Consider the following 16,596-nt stretch of genomic DNA (forward strand, 5'->3'; position numbering starts at 1 on the left):
CCGCCGCAAGCGCCCACACTCATTGTTTTGGCCAACTTGTTAAAGAGCGCGGAACTTCCGTCCCGCTGAGTCAGACTATTCTACAGGTTTAGATGAGGTTGTCAACGGGGAGATTTCTTAGGGTTGCAATCGATTTGTTTAAAATCTTTCCAATGTAGATAAAAAAAGCTATAATGATAAGCTTTTTATTGGCGCTTGATTGCGCCAGCCACCCTTGCTTCACCATTTTCGCTCATAGGAAGATGGGAGGCGCTAACCGTAAGGAAAATTATGCGACATTATGAGATAGTCTTTTTGGTTCACCCCGACCAAAGCGCCCAAGTGCCGGCGATGATAGATAGGTACAAATCGATTATCGAAACTGCGTCTGGTAGGATACACCGTTTGGAAGATTGGGGCCGTAGGCACTTGGCTTACCCGATCAAGAAAATCCACAAAGCCCATTACGTCCTGATGAATATTGAATGCGATCAGGCAACCCTCACTGAATTAGAAAGCGGTTTTCGTTTCAATGATGCCATTTTGCGCAGTATGACACTTTTGCAAAAGTCTGCGATAACAAGCGTCTCCGCAATTGCTATTGCAACGGCGGAAGAGATTAAGGCGGCTGAAGCCAGGGCGAAAGGCCTATTGGCTAAAGAGGCGGTGATTGCGGCAGAGGTGGCTATTATTGATGGCGAGATTGACCTGGACGATCTGATTGATGAAGATCTCGATGTGGAAGGAAGTGAACCAGAAGAAAGTATTTGAGAGGATAACGAGGATTAATTATGGCACGTAACATTAGACGCAAAAAAATTAGCCGTTTCGGAGAAGGTGGAACGGAAATTGACTACAAAGACATTGATCTGTTGAAAGATTACATCACGGAAACAGGCAAGATTGTCCCTAGCCGTATCACGGGTACCAGCGCTAAAAATCAAAGGGCGCTTTGCGTGGCAATCAAGCGGGCGCGGATGGTCGCTTTGCTGCCTTATTGCGACGCGCACAAGTAACGCTAACAATCTTATGAAGTGGATAGCGGCATACATCATGCGTGGCAGGTTGGAGGCTATCCTATTGGCGTCAAGCTTGGCGATGATATCGCTTATGTTTGCGCCATTAAGCATATTGAGTTCAGGGGCTGTGGCTTTAGTGACGCTCAGGAAAGGTGCTTATGAAGGGCTGATTATTCTTGTCATTTCAAGTCTGGCGGCAGGTGTTCTGGCAACCTTAATGCAAGTCCCGTATACGTTTGTTTTGTTGTATGTGCTTGTGCTGTGGTTGCCGATATGGTTGATTTCGGTCGTGCTCAGGGAAGGGCGGCATATTTCATTGGCCGTAGAAATAGCGGTGTTGATAGGCATTTTGGGCGTTGTTGCTTATTATCTCTTCAATACAGATCCTGCTGCTATGTGGCGGCAGGTCATGCCCAGGATGGTGCCGCCCAATGCACCTATTGAGAATGCCCAAGAGATGATTGAACTCATGGCGCCCTATATGACCGGAATTGCAGCCGCTGGTGCGGTATTTAGCATGTTAATGGGCTTATTTCTGGGGCGTTGGTGGCAAGCCTTGCTCTACAATCCGGGCGGCTTCAAACAAGAATTTTTGGGATTGCGAGCGCAGCCCAGGATCGGCATAGTTTGTATTGTGATTATCGGGGTCGCTGTTGTCAGTTCTGGCGCAGTGTCTGAAATCGCCTGGAATACCACCATCCTGATGGCTGTGTTGTACACCTGCATTGGCACTGCGGTGCTGCATGTCCTGTTTTCAAGAATGAAAATGAGCCAATTTGCAGTACCCATGTTTTACATTACATTGTTTTTGATACCCCATAGCCTACTACCCGTAGCGTTAGTGGGCTTCAGCGATACTTGGCTGGATATACGAAAACGAAAATTGAATCAAACTTGAATGCCTAAGGGCAGTATATTCGGTTAAATACCGAGAGGTGATATAAAAATGGAAGTCATTCTTCTTGAAAAAATAGCAAACCTAGGAAACTTAGGTGATAAGGTCAGTATTAAAGCCGGTTATGGCAGGAATTATCTTGTCCCAAAAGGCAAGGCCGTGCCAGCAACCACCAAAAAAATAGCCGAGTTTGAGGCACGTCGCGCTGAACTTGAAAAAGCGGCGGCAGATAAATTGGCCGCCGCCCAAGTCCATGCAGACAAGCTCAGCAAACTCGAAATCGTCATCGCGCATAAGGCGGGCGATGAAGGGCGGTTGTTCGGTTCAGTGGGCACGCATAATATTGCAGAAGCCATCAACCAAGCGGGTGGCATGGTTGAAAAGCAACAAATTCGATTACCTAATGGCACAATCAGGCACGTCGGCGATTACGATGTTGATATCAGCCTACATTCCGATGTCACGGTAACGATGTCGATCAAGATTGCGCCTGAAGCGTAATCTTTTGGCTTAACAATAGGCTAAGCGTCCCGCTTGGCCTAATTCCTGGTCTTTATGCCAAAAAGTTAAAGACAATAGCCTTATGAGAAACGCTTATTCGGCTATTTTTTTCCTCATTATTCCCTTCATCCTGCTTCGCTTACTTTGGCGTAGCATCAAAGCCCCGGCTTATCGCCAACGTTGGCGTGAACGCTTTGGCTATTACGACAGATATTTCCCCAAAGATGTCATCTGGTTTCATGCGGTTTCCGTTGGAGAGGCAGAAGCCGTATTTCCTTTGGTGCATCGCTTACAACAACAGTTCCCGCAAGAAAAACTACTGATCACCACAACGACCCCGACTGGGTCGGCACGCGTTCGTGCAGTGCTTGGGGAAACCGTTGAGCATGTTTATCTGCCTTATGATGTACCCAATATAGTAAGACGGTTTATGTGCTGCTTTAAGCCAAAACTTGCGGTTATCATGGAAACAGAAATCTGGCCTAATCTGTTTACTTACTGCGGTGAAAACGGTATTCCTTTATATGTAATCAATGCGCGTCTATCGAAGAAATCGACGCGGGGTTACAGGAAAATCGCCTCGTTGATCCGTCCTGTGATTGCCAATGTAAAACAGGTTGCGGCGCAGACACAAGACGATGCCGAACGGTTTATTGCCATAGGCGCAAAACCAGGGCAAGTTATAGTCGTGGGCAATATTAAATTCGACCTTGACATACCTGGCGACATAATACTGCAAGGAAAGCAATTAAAAATCGGCACATTTAGCGGTCGGTTTATTTGGCTTGCCGCTAGCACACACAAAGGTGAAGAACAGATTTTTTTGGATGTCTACAAAGCACTCAAACCAAAAATCCCAGAATTATTATTGCTAATTGTCCCCAGGCATCCAGAACGCTTTTCGGAAGTTAGCTCGTTATGTAACCAGAACAACTTAGTAGTTGTTGCCCGTACATCGAAGCTACCCTGTAACCTGGATACTGACATTTACCTCGCCGACACGATGGGTGAGTTAAAAATGCTTTACGCATCGGCAGATGTCGCTTTTGTGGGCGGCAGCATGGTTCCTGTCGGTGGGCATAATTTACTGGAAGCCGCTGCTGTAGGCGTGCCCGTATTATTCGGGCCTTATATGGCTAATTTTAACGAAATTGCGACTAAGGTCATCGCAAATAAGGCGGCGATACAGTGCCACGACAAAGAGGGGATTTCTACAGCCATCCAGTCTGTGTATTCGGATACCTACTACCGCAGTTTACTTGTCGATAACGGTAAGGCGTTTGTACAAGCTAACCGGGGGGGTATTGATAGGCTTTGTGAGATGCTTTCAAGTAATCTCGATGTCATGTAGCGTAATCGAGGGATAGATTTCGTTACTCCCGATTACACTGCGTTACCTTGAGGTTTGTAGGTTATTTTTGATGGCACGTTATGCATAGTCATGTCTGACCGTTTTCGTGCTAACGAGCGGAGTCTATGATATCAAGCTAAGTACGACCATACGTGTCCCCAAAGCGAACAATGTCGTCCTCGCCCAAATAGCTGCCTGATTGAATTTCGACAATTTCCAAAGGGATGACGCCGGGATTCTCAAGCCTATGTACCGTGCCTAAAGGGATATAAGTGGATTCGTTTTCGGTCAGCAAAATTTGTTCATCACCCCGGGTAACCAGCGCGGTGCCTTTGACAACCACCCAGTGTTCGGCCCGGTGGTGGTGTTTTTGCAATGACAATTTGGCACCGGGCTTGACGACGATCCGCTTGGTTTGGTGGCGATCTCCGCTGTCCACGGAATCATAATGTCCCCAAGGCCGATAAGCCTTCCTATGGACATGGGCTTCACTACGACCTAACCGCTTAAGCTGGTCGACGACCTGTTTCACTTCTTGCACCCGATCCTTCGATGCGATCATGACAGCGTCCTTGGTTTCAACGACAACCAGATTTTCAACTCCAATAACCGTAACCAGTTTGTGCTCCGAGTAGATGTAAGAATTTTGGGTGTCAACAGTCAAGACATCGCCACTGATCGCGTTACCCAATGCATCCTTTTCGGTGACATCCCATAGCGCCGACCAGGAACCGACGTCATTCCAACCGGCATCCAATGGGATGACAACCGCCTTGTCGGTTTTTTCCATCACTGCGTAGTCTATTGAGTCAGCAGGGCAGGTGGAAAAGATAGCCTTGTCCAGCCGAGTAAAATCCAGGTCGGTTTTGGCTGAGCTAAGCGCTTGCGTGCAGGCCGACAACATCTCTGGATTGAATTTTTCCAATTCTTTCAGGAAATTGCCGGCAGTGAAAGCGAACATGCCACTGTTCCATAGATAATCGCCGCTTTCTAAATATTTTTTTGCGGTGACCAAGTCAGGTTTTTCAACAAAAGCCCCTACTTTATAGGCATTGCCCAGTTGTGCGGAATCTTTCCTAATGTAGCCGTACCCCGTTTCAGGATGGGTGGGTACGATGCCAAAGGTGACTAAATTGCCTTGTTTGGCCAATACTTCCGCTTGGGCTATAGCCGAATGAAACGCGCTATTATTGGTAATGACGTGGTCGGCAGGTAACACCAGCAACACTTCATCTTGGGACGCGGCGGATAAAGCTGCCATAGCTACAGCAGGGGCGGTATTTTTCCCGACAGGTTCCAGGATAATGACGGCGGGCTTTACCCCAATTTCCCACAGTTGTTCGGCCATCATAAAACGATGATCCTCATTGCAGACGGCTATCGGATTTTTTAGTCCGACCAACCCAGACAACCTGAGCATGGTTTCTTGGACCATCGTATGTACGGTGACTAACGGCAGGAATTGTTTGGGATATTGGCCGCGAGACAAGGGCCAGAGCCTTGTCCCAGAACCGCCAGATAATATTACTGGGGTCATAAAATTGTTGCCTCGTGAAGGGATGGAAGATTAAGGGATAGCATCATACGATAAACAAGTTACAAATATATTTTATGGTAACAATAGTCTAATAACGAAGTAATACCAAATATGCCTAATTGCTACAGCATAAGTCGTATGCAATTTTCTCTAGCGAAGGCAATAATAATATTAGCTTGACGCGGCATAAGGGAATTGCATATTCATTTATTTCTGTATTGACAGAAATAAATGAATATGTATAATAGCGCCATGATTTTAAATCCTGTGGCACAACGCTTTATCCTGCACTGGGGTGAAATGGGCTCGAAATGGGGGGTTAACCGTACGGTCGCCCAAGTTCACGCCTTGCTCTACTTCGTCGGCAAGCCTATGCCCGCGGATGAGATCACGGAAACCTTGGGTGTGGCACGGTCTAATGTCAGCAACAGTTTGAAAGAATTGCAGAACTGGAATCTGATACAGGTCGTACATATCATGGGTGACCGGCGCGATCATTTCACCACGTCCAGTGATGTGTGGGTGTTGTTTAAGACGGTCGTGCATGAACGCAAGGAACGCGAATTCGACCCTACGATTTCTGTGCTGCGGGACTGCTTAGAAAGCCCTGATTTGGATAAGGAAGATGCAGAGGCACAACAACGGATTAAGGAAGCCTTAGGGTTTATGGAAGTGCTGTCAACGTGGGGAGATCAAATGCTGAAACTGGAACCCAGCACTTTGATGAAAGTGCTGAAACTGGGCAGCAAAATAAAGGACTTGCTGTCCCTGGCTAAGTAAGGCTATTTTTTTGCCTATTAATTTCTGTTTTAACTGAAACAACTGATAATACTGGAGATACTATGGACACAATCTACCCGCTAACCATCTACTTCGATGCCTCATGCCGATTATGCAACAGCGAAATGCAAAACATCAAAATCCATGACCACGAAGACAAATTGATCTTGATTGATTGCTCCGCACCGGAATTTGACGATGCGCCTTTCAAAAGGGAAGGCATAAACAGAAATCTGATGATGAACCGCCTACATGCCCAAGATGCTAAAGGAAACTGGCTGGTCGGCGTAGAAGCCTTTGAGGTGATTTACCAAACCGTGGGCATGGCATCCATCGCCAAATTGTGGGGCAGCCCTATTACCCGGCCTTGGGCGGAACGGCTTTATCCTTGGGTGGTCAAGCACCGTTACACATTGTCGAAAATTGGATTACCGGAATTGTTTGGACTTTGGAGTAAACATGCGGCACGGAAGGCGGAGAAGCGAAGCCGGTTATGTAGCAAAGGCCGTTGCATTATTTCAGAATAAATCTAGCCATGCTAACAGTTAGTCTCTTAAGTCGGACGTTATTGGTATTAGAAGCTTTGTTGCTTCTACTGCCCAGCTTGTTTGGTTTGATAGTGTTCTTTGGTTGTTTTATCCCTTTATTTGTCTATAAAGCAGAGCAACACTTTGTTTTTAATCTGTCGTTCTTATTGGAAATTTTCTCTTGCCTAACTGGTTTACTGGCTTTTTTGTCTTTCTATTCATTTTGGCATATTTATGCTGATGTAATGACAAGGGAATTTGAGAACGGTAAAACACTGAATAAGGCAATTAACCTTTTTGCTTTTACAGGGTTTGTATTGTCAATTGCTGTCAGGATTTTCGCTGAACTCAAGACAACAACAGGCATAGCACTCTTTGGGGCTGGAATTTTATACGTGCCGACTTATTTGCATTTGTTGTTTGAGATAAAAAGGCAAACAGGTTCGGATTATCTATTTGGAACAATTTTTAAGGCAAATTAATTCGATTATTTCTGGAGAAATAGCATGAAAATCCTAATCTGCGGCGCAACTGGCTTTGTTGGCCGACATTTAACAACCTCATTACGGGCGGCAGGGCACACCGTTATTCGCGGTGTCCGCAAACCCACACTACCGGACGACATTGCGGTCGATTTTTGCAAAGACACCACTAAAGAAGCCTGGTTGCCAAAACTTGCCGGAATCGACGCGGTAATCAATGCGGTCGGCGTATTGCGCGACAGTGCTAAGCAACCCATGGCGCTACTGCATGAGCGAACGCCTATCGCCTTGTTTTCGGCTTGCCGGGAAGCGGGGGTTAAACGCGTCGTGCAAGTCTCCGCATTAGGTGTGGATAAGGGCATTGAAACGCCTTATTTCCAAACCCGACGCGCGCCGGAAGCCTTCCTTAACGCCTTACCAGACGAGATAAAATGGTTAATCTTGCGGCCTTCCGTGATCTACGGCGAAGACGGTGCCAGCGCCAAAATGTTCCGGTTGTTGGCAGGATTGACTATCCATACCTTGGCCGCTGGCGGTAAACAACGCCTGCAACCCGTCCACATCGACGATATTTGTGCAGCCGTCAACCGTTGGCTTAGCGATCCCGATGCCCAAAGCCAAACTGTTGCTTGCGTTGGCTTGGAGGCTACCGACATGCGCGGCATGCTGGACAGCTATCGGCAACAAATGGGGCATTCCAAAGCCTTGCATCTCAGCATTCCTTCGATCCTTGTCGGGCTTTCCGCACGAGTTGGCGATTTCATGCCTGCAAGCCCATTATGCAGTGATACTTTGACCATGTTGAATGCAGGGAATACGGGAGATACAACAGGTTTTACAAAATTACTTGGACGATCGCCGAGAAGCTATCGAGCTTTTGTTAACCCGGACTGCACCCATGCAAACGGCTGACATCCGGCTAATCCGATACAGCCTTGCCATTGTGTGGCTGGTCACGGGCGTATTGTCGATAGGCATTTACCCGCAACAAGACAGTTTCGCTTTGCTTGCCCGCATCGGCATAGTGGGTCAATCCGCATTAGCGGCACTTTATCTAGGATCAGCAGCAGATATTACCTTTGGGATTATGACGTTATTAATACCCAGTAAAGCCTTATGGCAAGGGCAGGCAGTACTCGTATTGATCTACACGGTGGTTATTTCAATCTGGCTACCCGAATTCTGGCTGCACCCGTTCGGCCCGATTTTGAAGAACATTCCGTTTTTAACCCTACTTTGGCTACTTTACAAATACGAAGGCACAACACAATGAGCACTTATTTGATCTTGAAATGGGCACATATTCTATCTAGCGTGTTGCTGGTCGGCACGGGCTTTGGCAGCGCGTTCTACCTGTACTTTACTCACCGGACGCGCAACATCCAGGCTATTTCGGAAGTTGCAAGGCTGGTCGTAAAGGCTGATTTTTGGTTTACCACCCCAGCCGTCATCATCCAACCGTTGACGGGCTTTGCGATGATTTCAATGGCGGGCTTCACGATGACCCAAACTTGGTTATTGTGGACTTATGCCTGTTACGCCCTGGCTGGTATCTGTTGGCTTCCGGTGGTCTGGCTACAATTGCGTATGGCAGACATGGCGATGGTTGCTGCAAAGAAAAACGCCGGACTTCCAGACCAGTATTGGCAATATGCCAACTATTGGGAATGGCTGGGCTATCCTGCGTTCATTGCAATGTTGGGCGTTTATTGGTTGATGGTGTTTAAGCCGGTATAAGGCCGAATGCCATCTTGTTTTATGGGTAATTTAATAGTTGAGGAAAAGAAAATGGGCGAATTGTCATTATTTGTTATAGAAGTCACTTTAAGTCTTACCGTCAGCGGTTTTGTAATTTTTACTTTATCGAAGGATTTGTACCAGTTAATCTTGGAATTGTGCGGCACCGAAGCCAGGGCTAAATTCTGGATTTCCTATCTAAACGTCATGCTGGTCATTACCCCTCTGTTAACCGTATTTATTTTCGGCAAATCGGGAATAGTTTCAGAAGCCAGCTTTATCTTCTTTAAAAGCGCCTTAGGTTGTATCTTGACTGGCATGTTCCTATCGCTTGGGGCAATCGGTTTCCAAATTATGCAGTCCATCCCCAAAAAAGGGCTGCAAGCTGATAATCCGTGGCAATCGAACCCACAAGAATAAATAGCCCTTTTAACTTAAGGCGTAACAAAGTGCCAATCATTGAAGCAAGTATCGGTATTGGATTGCCACGCGATGAAGTTTATCGAATATCACAAGACTATTCGGTCAGATACGATTGGGATCCTTTTTCCGATAGTTTGAAAATGATTGGCGATGGCGAATATTCCGCGTGTATTGGCGGACAAGTCTCTGTCCGTTCAAAACTTGGTATGGAAATGGTTGTAGAATTTGTTCAAGTTAAGCCACCCAAGAATGCGGCAATTAAGATGGTGTCCCTTGGTATTTAGCGAAATTTGCTGGATTATGGATATTCGATACTATTAATGAAGAACAAACACGAGTTCGTTTTCGGTATTTGCTTCAAACCCGTTGCGGGATATTTGATTATTTGACTGAAACGATTTCAGTTAGCTATTTTCGGTATGTAACTAACAAATGTCTACTAGGGTTACGTAACTATTGTGAGTCAAAGTCAATATGAGCACTACACCACTTATGCAAAAAGTTCTGGGCGATAACTGGCATCATTTACCTCCAGTCATCCAACGGCATTACCAACTGCAAGACGATCATCTAATGGTGACTGGGACAATGTATGTTAACTATCCTAAGTTTGTTTGGCCAATGTTGTTCATCACCCGCTTGATGGGCGGATTAATTGACATGAAAGGCAACAACATGAGTGCTTGTGTCGAAAAATGGATTAAGGCTGATAAACCCGATACATTGTTTTGGAAGCGCACTATCCACGCAGACAATGGCAAAAGCACTGTATTTGCCTCGCGGATGGAATATCAACAAGGCAATGAATTGATTGAATTTGTAGGCTTCGGTTTCGGACTTAATTTGAAACTGACCGTTGAAAACGACATGTTGGTTTATCGTAGTAATGGCCACTTATGGCAAATCGGTAACATTAAAATACCAATTCCTGATGTGTTGTTTCTAGGTCATGCAACGATTATAGAAACTGCGCTTTCTGATCACAGCTTTGATCTGGATTTTAAAATTAACCATCCGCTGTTTGGCGTAACGTACAGCTACGGAGGTGTTTTTAATCTAAATCCATAGGAGATGCCGGAACGAGGGGCGCATTGTTTGCGATTTATGCGCTTCGCTTTGTTCAGAACATGTTACCTAGGCAATTCCGAATAGCCCATCAAATATTCATCGACTGCGCGAGCGGCCTGCCTGCCTTCGCGTATAGCCCATACGACTAGCGATTGTCCGCGTCGTCCGTCGCCCGCAGCGAAGACTTTGTCTATTGAAGTTTGGTATTGTTTTTCATTGGCCTTGATGTTGCCGCGTGGATCGCGTTCTACGCCGAGTTCTTGCAGTAATCCATCATGCACGGGGTGGACGAAACCCATAGCCAAAAGAACGAGATCGGCTTGTAGGGTAAATGCGCTATCAGGCTTATCGCTCATTTTCCATTGGCCGTTTTCTTGTTTCCATTCAACTTGGATGGCGTTAAGGTGGGTAACTTTGCCGTCTTTACCGGTGACGCTAGTCGTATTGACGCTCCAATGCCGCTCGCAGCCTTCTTCCTGTGAGGATGAGGTGCGTAGCTTGTTGGGCCAAAGCGGCCACGTCATCATTTTGTTCTCTTTTTCCGGAGGCTTAGGCAGGATTTCTATCTGCGTGACGGATGCCGCACCTTGACGTATGGACGTGCCAATACAGTCCGAACCGGTGTCGCCGCCGCCGATGACGACTACATGCTTAGCTTTGGCGCTGATGGCGGTTTCATCAGGGATGGAGTCACCTGCATTGCGCTTGTTTTGTTGCCGCAGGAAATCCATGGCGAAATGGATGCCGTCCAGTTCATTACGCCCTTGCACTTCCAGGTCGCGCGGTTTTTCCGAACCGACTGCCAATACCACCGCATCAAAATCCGAAAGCAGTTTTTGTGCAGGGATGTTCCCCCCAATATGGCTGTTTGGCCTGAATTTCACGCCCTCCGCTTGCATTTGGGCAATGCGTTTATCGATAAGGCGTTTTTCCATCTTGAAATCGGGAATGCCATAACGTAGCAATCCGCCAATACGGTCATTTTTTTCATACACGACCACATCATGTCCGGCTCGGGCGAGTTGTTGGGCACAAGCCAATCCAGACGGGCCAGAACCAATCACGGCAACTCGTTTGCTTGTTTTTTTTGCAGGAATTTGGGGTTTAACCCAACCCATTTCCCAGCCTTTATCGATGATGGCGCATTCGATTGACTTGATGGTGACGGGTTGATCGGTCAGGTTTAGCGTACAAGACGCTTCGCAGGGGGCGGGGCAGATGCGTCCGGTGAATTCAGGGAAGTTGTTGGTACTGTGCAAGATAGCCAAGGCATTTTGCCAATCGCCCCGATGCACCATTTCATTCCAGTCTGGGATGATATTGTTAACTGGACAACCGTTATGGCAATAAGGGATGCCGCAATCCATGCAGCGCGCGCCTTGCTGGGACATTTCCGCATCAGATGGTACAAGGGTAAATTCCCGATAATGCTTGATGCGCTCACTCGCTGGCGCATAGCGGCGGTCAGCGCGAGCGATTTCCATAAACCCCGTTGGTTTACCCATCTTTAATACCTTCTATTTGAAATTTTATGCGGCTGCGGAAGTTTGCAATGCCTGAATTTGTTTAAGGGCTTCACGGTAATCAACTGGCATGACTTTGACAAAACGCGGCAGGTATTCCGACCAATTTTCCAGAATATGTTGGGCGCGTTGGCTGCCGGTATAATGTTTGTGGTTTTGCACTAAAAGTTTTAGCCTAAATGCATCATTGCGGGTCATATCGGACATGATACGCACGCGACCGTGTGTTTCCATATCGCCGCCCTGATGGGCAGTGGCTTCCAGTGCCTCATCTTCCGCTGGGATGGGTTCCAGTTCGACCATCGCCATATTGCAACGTTTGTTGAAGTCGCCGTTTTCATCCAATACATAAGCGATCCCACCGGACATACCGGCGGCAAAATTTCGCCCCGTTGAGCCGAGAACGACTACCACGCCGCCGGTCATGTATTCGCAGCCGTGGTCGCCTACGCCTTCCACAACAGCAATCGCGCCGGAGTTACGGACAGCGAAGCGTTCGCCCGCCACGCCATTAAAATAACATTCGCCACTGATCGCCCCGTATAAAACGGTATTGCCCACGATAATGTTTTCAGCTGGATTAATCTTGCAATCCTTGGGTGGCAAGATGGCGATACGTCCGCCGCTCATGCCTTTGCCGACATAATCATTACCATCGCCTTCCAGCTGGATACTGATGCCTTGGGCTAAAAACGCACCAAAGCTTTGTCCGGCTGTGCCATTGACGCGGATAGCAATGGTATCGTCCGGCAAGCCGTTATGTCCATAGCGTTTGGCAACTTCGCCTGATAACATCGCACCAAACGTGCGATTGATGTTACGGATTGGGATGTTGATTTCTACGGGTTTTCCGTTTTCCAAAGCGGGTTTCGCCTGCTTAATCAGTTCATGGTCCAGGGCGTTTGCCAAGCCATGATCCTGTACTTCGCATTGGTAAACCGCCGTGCTTTCGTCAACGGGCGGTTTGTAAAAAATTCGGCTGAAATCAAGTCCCTGGGATTTCCAATGGGCAAGGGCGGGTTGCATATTAAGCTTATCCGAGCGGCCTATCATTTCGTTGATGGTGCGGAAGCCCAATTTCGCCATCCAACGGCGGACATCCTCAGCAACCAGGAAGAAATAATTGACCACATGTTCAGGTTGCCCGGTGAAACGTTTCCTGAGCTCTGGGTCTTGCGTCGCAACGCCTACTGGACAGGTGTTAAGATGGCATTTACGCATCATTATGCAACCGGAAACAATCAACGGTGCGGTAGCGAAGCCAAACTCATCGGCACCCAATAACGCGCCGATTATCACATCACGACCTGTGCGTAACCCGCCGTCAACTTGTACGGCAATACGTCCCCGTAACTTGTTAAGCACCAGGGTTTGATGGGTTTCGGCAAGGCCAATTTCCCAGGGTAAGCCGGCATGTTTAATGGATGTCATTGGGCTTGCACCGGTACCGCCATCATATCCGGCAATGGTCACATGGTCGGCGTGGGCTTTAGCCACACCCGCCGCCACCGTGCCAATTCCTACCTCGGAAACGAGCTTGACGCTGATTCTGGCATTTGGGTTGACATTTTTCAAGTCGTGGATAAGCTGCGCCAAATCTTCAATTGAGTAGATGTCGTGGTGTGGGGGCGGGGATATTAAACCGACGCCTTGCGTGGAATGGCGGACTTTTGCGATCACAGCATCCACTTTGTGTCCGGGCAATTGCCCACCTTCACCCGGTTTGGCACCTTGGCTAATTTTTATCTGGAGATCATCCGCATTGACTAGGTATTCGGTGGTCACGCCGAAACGCCCGGATGCAACCTGCTTGATGGCCGAACGCATGGAATCGCCATTCGCCAAAGGTTTGAAACGCTCCGATAGCTCTCCGCCTTCACCTGTGTTCGATTTGCCGCCGATACGGTTCATGGCAATCGCCAAGGTGGTGTGGGCTTCGTAGGAAATCGACCCGAACGACATGGCGCCGGTCGCAAAGCGTTTGACGATGTCGGCTGCCGACTCGACTTCATCCAATGGAATGGGTTTGCCGTCTTCCTTAAACGTCATCAAGCCGCGCAAGGTCAGGAGCATCTCGTTTTGCTCGTCGATCAAGCGGCAGAATTCCTCAAATTGCTCACGGCTGTTGCTGCGTGTGGCATGTTGCAGTTTGCTGATAGAGGCAGGCGTCCAGGCGTGCGCTTCACCGCGAATCCGGTAAGCGTATTCACCGCCCACGTCCAGGGCATCCCTCAGCAAAGGCGCGTTACCAAACGCAAGTCGATGACGGCGTACGGTTTCTTCGCTAATTTCAGCTAGTCCAGCACCTTCGGTGGTGCTGGTTGTGCCCGTGAAATATTTTTCTAAAAAGGGTTCTGATAATCCAACGGCATTAAAAATTTGGGCGCCGCAATAGGATTGGTAAGTTGAAATGCCCATTTTGGACATGACTTTCAGTATGCCTTTGGAGATGGCTTTCACGTAGCGCTTATGCGCTTCATATTCGGTCAACCCAGGCATTTTTTCGCAAAGGTTGGAAAGGGTGTCAAAAGCCAGATAAGGGTTGATCGCTTCTGCGCCATAACCCGCAAGCAACGCAAAATGTTGGACTTCCCTGGCTTCGCCCGTTTCAATGACTAAGCCGACTTTAGTACGTAAGCCTTCACGTGTCAGGAAGTGGTGGACTGCAGATGTGCCCAATAAGGCGGGAATCGCAACATGGGTAGCGTCCATGTCCCGATCTGAAAGCGCTAGGATGTTGCTGCCGTCTTCCACCGCCCGTTTTGCGGCTTCGCAAAGCCTATCGAGTGCCGCTTCCATCCCGCTCGCACCTAAATCAGTTGGATAGGATAGGCTTAATGTCTTGGTCTTGAATGCACCGTCCGTGCGGGTTTCAATACGGCGGATTTTTTCTAGATCCTGGTTTGTCAGGATGGGTTGCTCCACCTCGAGCCGCATGTGCGTCCCGCCTTCGTCCAAACCCAGCAGGTTGGGACGTGGGCCAATAAACGAGACCAAGGACATGACTAATTCTTCACGTATAGGGTCGATTGCCGGATTGGTGACTTGGGCAAAACCTTGTTTGAAATAGTCATACAACATACGTGGGCGGTCGGACAGCACCGCTAGGGCGACATCTATGCCCATCGAGCTGATAGCTTCCTGCCCGGTCAGCGCCATCGGTTTTATCAAAAACTCGATGTCTTCCTGGGTATAACCAAAAGCTTGTTGCCTGTCCAGCAAGGTATGGGTATCGGGTGCCATCGCAGCAATTTCCGGCGGCAGTTTGGCAAGATGAATCTGGGTTTTGCTGAGCCAATCTGAGTAGGGGTGCGCCTGCGCCAATTGGGCTTTCAATTCGGCATCATCAATGATTCGTCCTTGCTCAATGTCGATCAACAACATTTTGCCGGGTTGTAAACGCCATTTTTTGATGATTTTATGTTGAGGCACTTCAATCACACCCATTTCCGAGGCCATGATGACAAAATCGTCATCCGTAACCAGATAGCGGGCGGGCCTTAGGCCGTTGCGATCCAGGGTGGCGCCGATTTGCCGACCATCGGTGAAGGCGACGGCGGCAGGGCCGTCCCAAGGTTCCATTAGGGCGGCATTGTATTCGTAAAATGCCCGTTGTTTTTCGTCCATCAAGTCGTTTCCGGCCCACGCCTCTGGAATCAGCAACATCATGGCGTGCGCCATTGAATAACCGCCGGCGACCAGCAATTCCAAAGCATTGTCAAAGCAGGCCGAATCTGATTGCCCTTTAGCGATCAAAGGCCATAATTTGTGGATGTCATCTCCCAATATGGTAGACGCAATGGAATGACGGCGCGCCGCCATCCAGTTAACATTGCCCGTCAAGGTGTTGATTTCACCATTGTGGGCGATCATGCGAAACGGGTGCGCCAAATCCCAGGTAGGGAAGGTGTTGGTGGAAAAGCGTTGATGCACCAACGCCAAGGCGCTGGAAATACGATTATCATTCAATTCGGGATAAAAAGAACCCACCTGATTGGCAAGCAACATCCCTTTGTAAACGATAGTCCGAGACGACAACGAAGGCACGTAAAAAGCGTGCCCACCGTCCAGTTTTAAGTCACTGACAGCATTCTCTACCTGTTTGCGGATGACGAACAACTTGCGCTCGAAGGCATCTTGGTCGGTGCAATCCACACCCCGACCGATAAAAACCTGGCGTATAAACGGTTCGACTGGTTTGACCGAATAGCCCAGATTATTGTTATCGACCGGCACGTCGCGCCAGCCAAGCAGGGTAGCCTTTTCTTGGGCAACAAATTGTGCGAATAAGTTTTCGCAGGTAGCGCGATCCGCTTGATTGCGGGGTAAAAATACCATGCCAACTGCATATTCTCCGGCTGCAGGCAGGGAAATACCCAGCTTTCCGCATTCGTCTTGGAAAAAAGCATCGGGGATTTGCAGTAGAATTCCAGCGCCATCGCCGGCACAGGGGTCTGCGCCAACTGCGCCGCGATGGGTCAGATTTTCAAGTAAGTCCAAACCCTGGCGTACAATCGCATGGCTTTTTTGCCCTTTAATATGGACGATGAAGCCCACGCCGCATGCATCATGTTCGTTGCGCGGGTCATATAAACCTTGTCTAGGCGGTAGATTACTTTGACTCATGGATACCTCTGAAGTATGTTGATCTAAGGGCTAAGACTTCCCTGTAAACCCTTGTGCTGCAAACCATTTTGGTAGTTTTTCCAAAGGGCAATATGCGGCAAAACCACTAAATTGTACAGATTTCATGGATTTTTGTCACGCAGTCTTT

General features: G+C 48.2%; 17 protein-coding genes. 14 read left to right on the plus strand and 3 right to left on the minus strand.

Going from position 1 to position 16,596, the window contains the following annotated elements:
* Window positions 1-270 precede the first annotated feature (270 nt).
* The 5 genes from rpsF (at window position 271) to waaA (ending at window position 3,745) form a co-directional block, all read left to right on the plus strand.
* Entirely contained in the window at window positions 271-750 is a 480-nt protein-coding gene (gene rpsF / locus MGMO_RS15485) for a 30S ribosomal protein S6 (protein ID WP_023496006.1), read from the plus strand.
* A 20-nt stretch (window positions 751-770) separates the two neighbouring features.
* Window positions 771-995 (plus strand): 30S ribosomal protein S18, encoded by a 225-nt coding sequence (rpsR, locus tag MGMO_RS15490; protein WP_023496007.1) that lies wholly within the window; start codon window positions 771-773, stop codon window positions 993-995.
* A 13-nt stretch (window positions 996-1,008) separates the two neighbouring features.
* Window positions 1,009-1,896, plus strand: a complete 888-nt coding sequence (locus MGMO_RS15495; RefSeq protein ID WP_023496008.1) for a YybS family protein — start codon at window positions 1,009-1,011, stop codon at window positions 1,894-1,896.
* 48 nt (window positions 1,897-1,944) lie between these two features.
* On the plus strand, window positions 1,945-2,394 hold the full coding sequence (gene rplI / locus MGMO_RS15500; RefSeq protein WP_023496009.1) for a 50S ribosomal protein L9: 450 nt from the start codon (window positions 1,945-1,947) through the stop codon (window positions 2,392-2,394).
* Window positions 2,395-2,476: 82 nt separating this feature from the next.
* Window positions 2,477-3,745: a lipid IV(A) 3-deoxy-D-manno-octulosonic acid transferase gene (gene waaA, locus MGMO_RS15505; RefSeq protein WP_023496010.1), complete on the plus strand. Its 1,269-nt coding sequence runs from the start codon at window positions 2,477-2,479 to the stop codon at window positions 3,743-3,745.
* A 136-nt stretch (window positions 3,746-3,881) separates the two neighbouring features.
* On the opposite strand, the gene MGMO_RS15510 is transcribed toward waaA, so the two are convergent.
* Window positions 3,882-5,282, minus strand: a complete 1,401-nt coding sequence (locus MGMO_RS15510) for a mannose-1-phosphate guanylyltransferase/mannose-6-phosphate isomerase (protein WP_023496011.1) — start codon at window positions 5,280-5,282, stop codon at window positions 3,882-3,884.
* A 231-nt stretch (window positions 5,283-5,513) separates the two neighbouring features.
* Here MGMO_RS15510 and MGMO_RS15515 point away from each other — a divergent pair, with 231 nt between their 5' ends.
* The 9 genes from MGMO_RS15515 to MGMO_RS15555 all read left to right on the plus strand — a co-directional run bounded on the left by MGMO_RS15515 (window position 5,514) and on the right by MGMO_RS15555 (window position 10,299).
* On the plus strand, window positions 5,514-6,062 hold the full coding sequence (locus MGMO_RS15515) for a GbsR/MarR family transcriptional regulator (protein WP_023496012.1): 549 nt from the start codon (window positions 5,514-5,516) through the stop codon (window positions 6,060-6,062).
* A gap of 62 nt (window positions 6,063-6,124) precedes the next feature.
* Window positions 6,125-6,589: a thiol-disulfide oxidoreductase DCC family protein gene (locus MGMO_RS15520; protein WP_023496013.1), complete on the plus strand. Its 465-nt coding sequence runs from the start codon at window positions 6,125-6,127 to the stop codon at window positions 6,587-6,589.
* Between the two features lie 8 nt (window positions 6,590-6,597).
* On the plus strand, window positions 6,598-7,071 hold the full coding sequence (locus MGMO_RS15525) for a hypothetical protein (RefSeq protein ID WP_023496014.1): 474 nt from the start codon (window positions 6,598-6,600) through the stop codon (window positions 7,069-7,071).
* Window positions 7,072-7,095: 24 nt separating this feature from the next.
* Window positions 7,096-7,983, plus strand: a complete 888-nt coding sequence (locus tag MGMO_RS15530; RefSeq protein ID WP_023496015.1) for an NAD-dependent epimerase/dehydratase family protein — start codon at window positions 7,096-7,098, stop codon at window positions 7,981-7,983.
* Window positions 7,970-8,344 carry a DoxX-like family protein gene (locus MGMO_RS15535; RefSeq protein ID WP_023496016.1) on the plus strand — a complete coding sequence of 125 codons (375 nt, stop codon included), beginning with the start codon at window positions 7,970-7,972 and terminating at the stop codon, window positions 8,342-8,344. The genes MGMO_RS15530 and MGMO_RS15535 overlap by 14 nt, the downstream gene beginning before the upstream one ends.
* On the plus strand, window positions 8,341-8,808 hold the full coding sequence (locus tag MGMO_RS15540) for a DUF2269 family protein (RefSeq protein ID WP_023496017.1): 468 nt from the start codon (window positions 8,341-8,343) through the stop codon (window positions 8,806-8,808). The genes MGMO_RS15535 and MGMO_RS15540 overlap by 4 nt, the downstream gene beginning before the upstream one ends.
* 21 nt (window positions 8,809-8,829) lie before the next feature.
* Entirely contained in the window at window positions 8,830-9,228 is a 399-nt protein-coding gene (locus tag MGMO_RS15545; protein ID WP_161808510.1) for a hypothetical protein, read from the plus strand.
* Window positions 9,229-9,257: 29 nt separating this feature from the next.
* Entirely contained in the window at window positions 9,258-9,515 is a 258-nt protein-coding gene (locus MGMO_RS20365; protein WP_023496019.1) for a hypothetical protein, read from the plus strand.
* 190 nt (window positions 9,516-9,705) lie between these two features.
* Window positions 9,706-10,299, plus strand: coding sequence for a DUF4166 domain-containing protein (locus tag MGMO_RS15555; RefSeq protein WP_023496020.1), 594 nt, complete (start codon window positions 9,706-9,708; stop codon window positions 10,297-10,299).
* Between the two features lie 62 nt (window positions 10,300-10,361).
* On the opposite strand, the gene MGMO_RS15560 is transcribed toward MGMO_RS15555, so the two are convergent.
* Entirely contained in the window at window positions 10,362-11,804 is a 1,443-nt protein-coding gene (locus MGMO_RS15560) for a glutamate synthase subunit beta (RefSeq protein WP_023496021.1), read from the minus strand.
* A 24-nt stretch (window positions 11,805-11,828) separates the two neighbouring features.
* Window positions 11,829-16,448 (minus strand): glutamate synthase large subunit, encoded by a 4,620-nt coding sequence (gene gltB / locus MGMO_RS15565; RefSeq protein WP_023496022.1) that lies wholly within the window; start codon window positions 16,446-16,448, stop codon window positions 11,829-11,831.
* Window positions 16,449-16,596: the final 148 nt, after the last annotated feature.

Origin of the sequence: Methyloglobulus morosus KoM1 (assembly GCF_000496735.2) — a bacterium.
Classification (GTDB): domain Bacteria; phylum Pseudomonadota; class Gammaproteobacteria; order Methylococcales; family Methylomonadaceae; genus Methyloglobulus; species Methyloglobulus morosus.

Coding starts and splice junctions, on each gene's coding strand:
- MGMO_RS15495 (WP_023496008.1), top strand. CDS start 1,009: ATGAAGTGGATAGCGGCATACATCATGCGTGGCAGGTTGGAGGCTATC.
- rpsF (WP_023496006.1), top strand. CDS start 271: ATGCGACATTATGAGATAGTCTTTTTGGTTCACCCCGACCAAAGCGCC.
- MGMO_RS15510 (WP_023496011.1), bottom strand. CDS start 5,282: ATGACCCCAGTAATATTATCTGGCGGTTCTGGGACAAGGCTCTGGCCC.
- MGMO_RS15520 (WP_023496013.1), top strand. CDS start 6,125: ATGGACACAATCTACCCGCTAACCATCTACTTCGATGCCTCATGCCGA.
- MGMO_RS15515 (WP_023496012.1), top strand. CDS start 5,514: ATGAATATGTATAATAGCGCCATGATTTTAAATCCTGTGGCACAACGC.
- gltB (WP_023496022.1), bottom strand. CDS start 16,448: ATGAGTCAAAGTAATCTACCGCCTAGACAAGGTTTATATGACCCGCGC.
- MGMO_RS15560 (WP_023496021.1), bottom strand. CDS start 11,804: ATGGGTAAACCAACGGGGTTTATGGAAATCGCTCGCGCTGACCGCCGC.
- MGMO_RS15530 (WP_023496015.1), top strand. CDS start 7,096: ATGAAAATCCTAATCTGCGGCGCAACTGGCTTTGTTGGCCGACATTTA.
- MGMO_RS15540 (WP_023496017.1), top strand. CDS start 8,341: ATGAGCACTTATTTGATCTTGAAATGGGCACATATTCTATCTAGCGTG.
- waaA (WP_023496010.1), top strand. CDS start 2,477: ATGAGAAACGCTTATTCGGCTATTTTTTTCCTCATTATTCCCTTCATC.
- rpsR (WP_023496007.1), top strand. CDS start 771: ATGGCACGTAACATTAGACGCAAAAAAATTAGCCGTTTCGGAGAAGGT.
- MGMO_RS15535 (WP_023496016.1), top strand. CDS start 7,970: ATGCAAACGGCTGACATCCGGCTAATCCGATACAGCCTTGCCATTGTG.
- rplI (WP_023496009.1), top strand. CDS start 1,945: ATGGAAGTCATTCTTCTTGAAAAAATAGCAAACCTAGGAAACTTAGGT.
- MGMO_RS15545 (WP_161808510.1), top strand. CDS start 8,830: ATGGGTAATTTAATAGTTGAGGAAAAGAAAATGGGCGAATTGTCATTA.
- MGMO_RS15525 (WP_023496014.1), top strand. CDS start 6,598: ATGCTAACAGTTAGTCTCTTAAGTCGGACGTTATTGGTATTAGAAGCT.
- MGMO_RS15555 (WP_023496020.1), top strand. CDS start 9,706: ATGAGCACTACACCACTTATGCAAAAAGTTCTGGGCGATAACTGGCAT.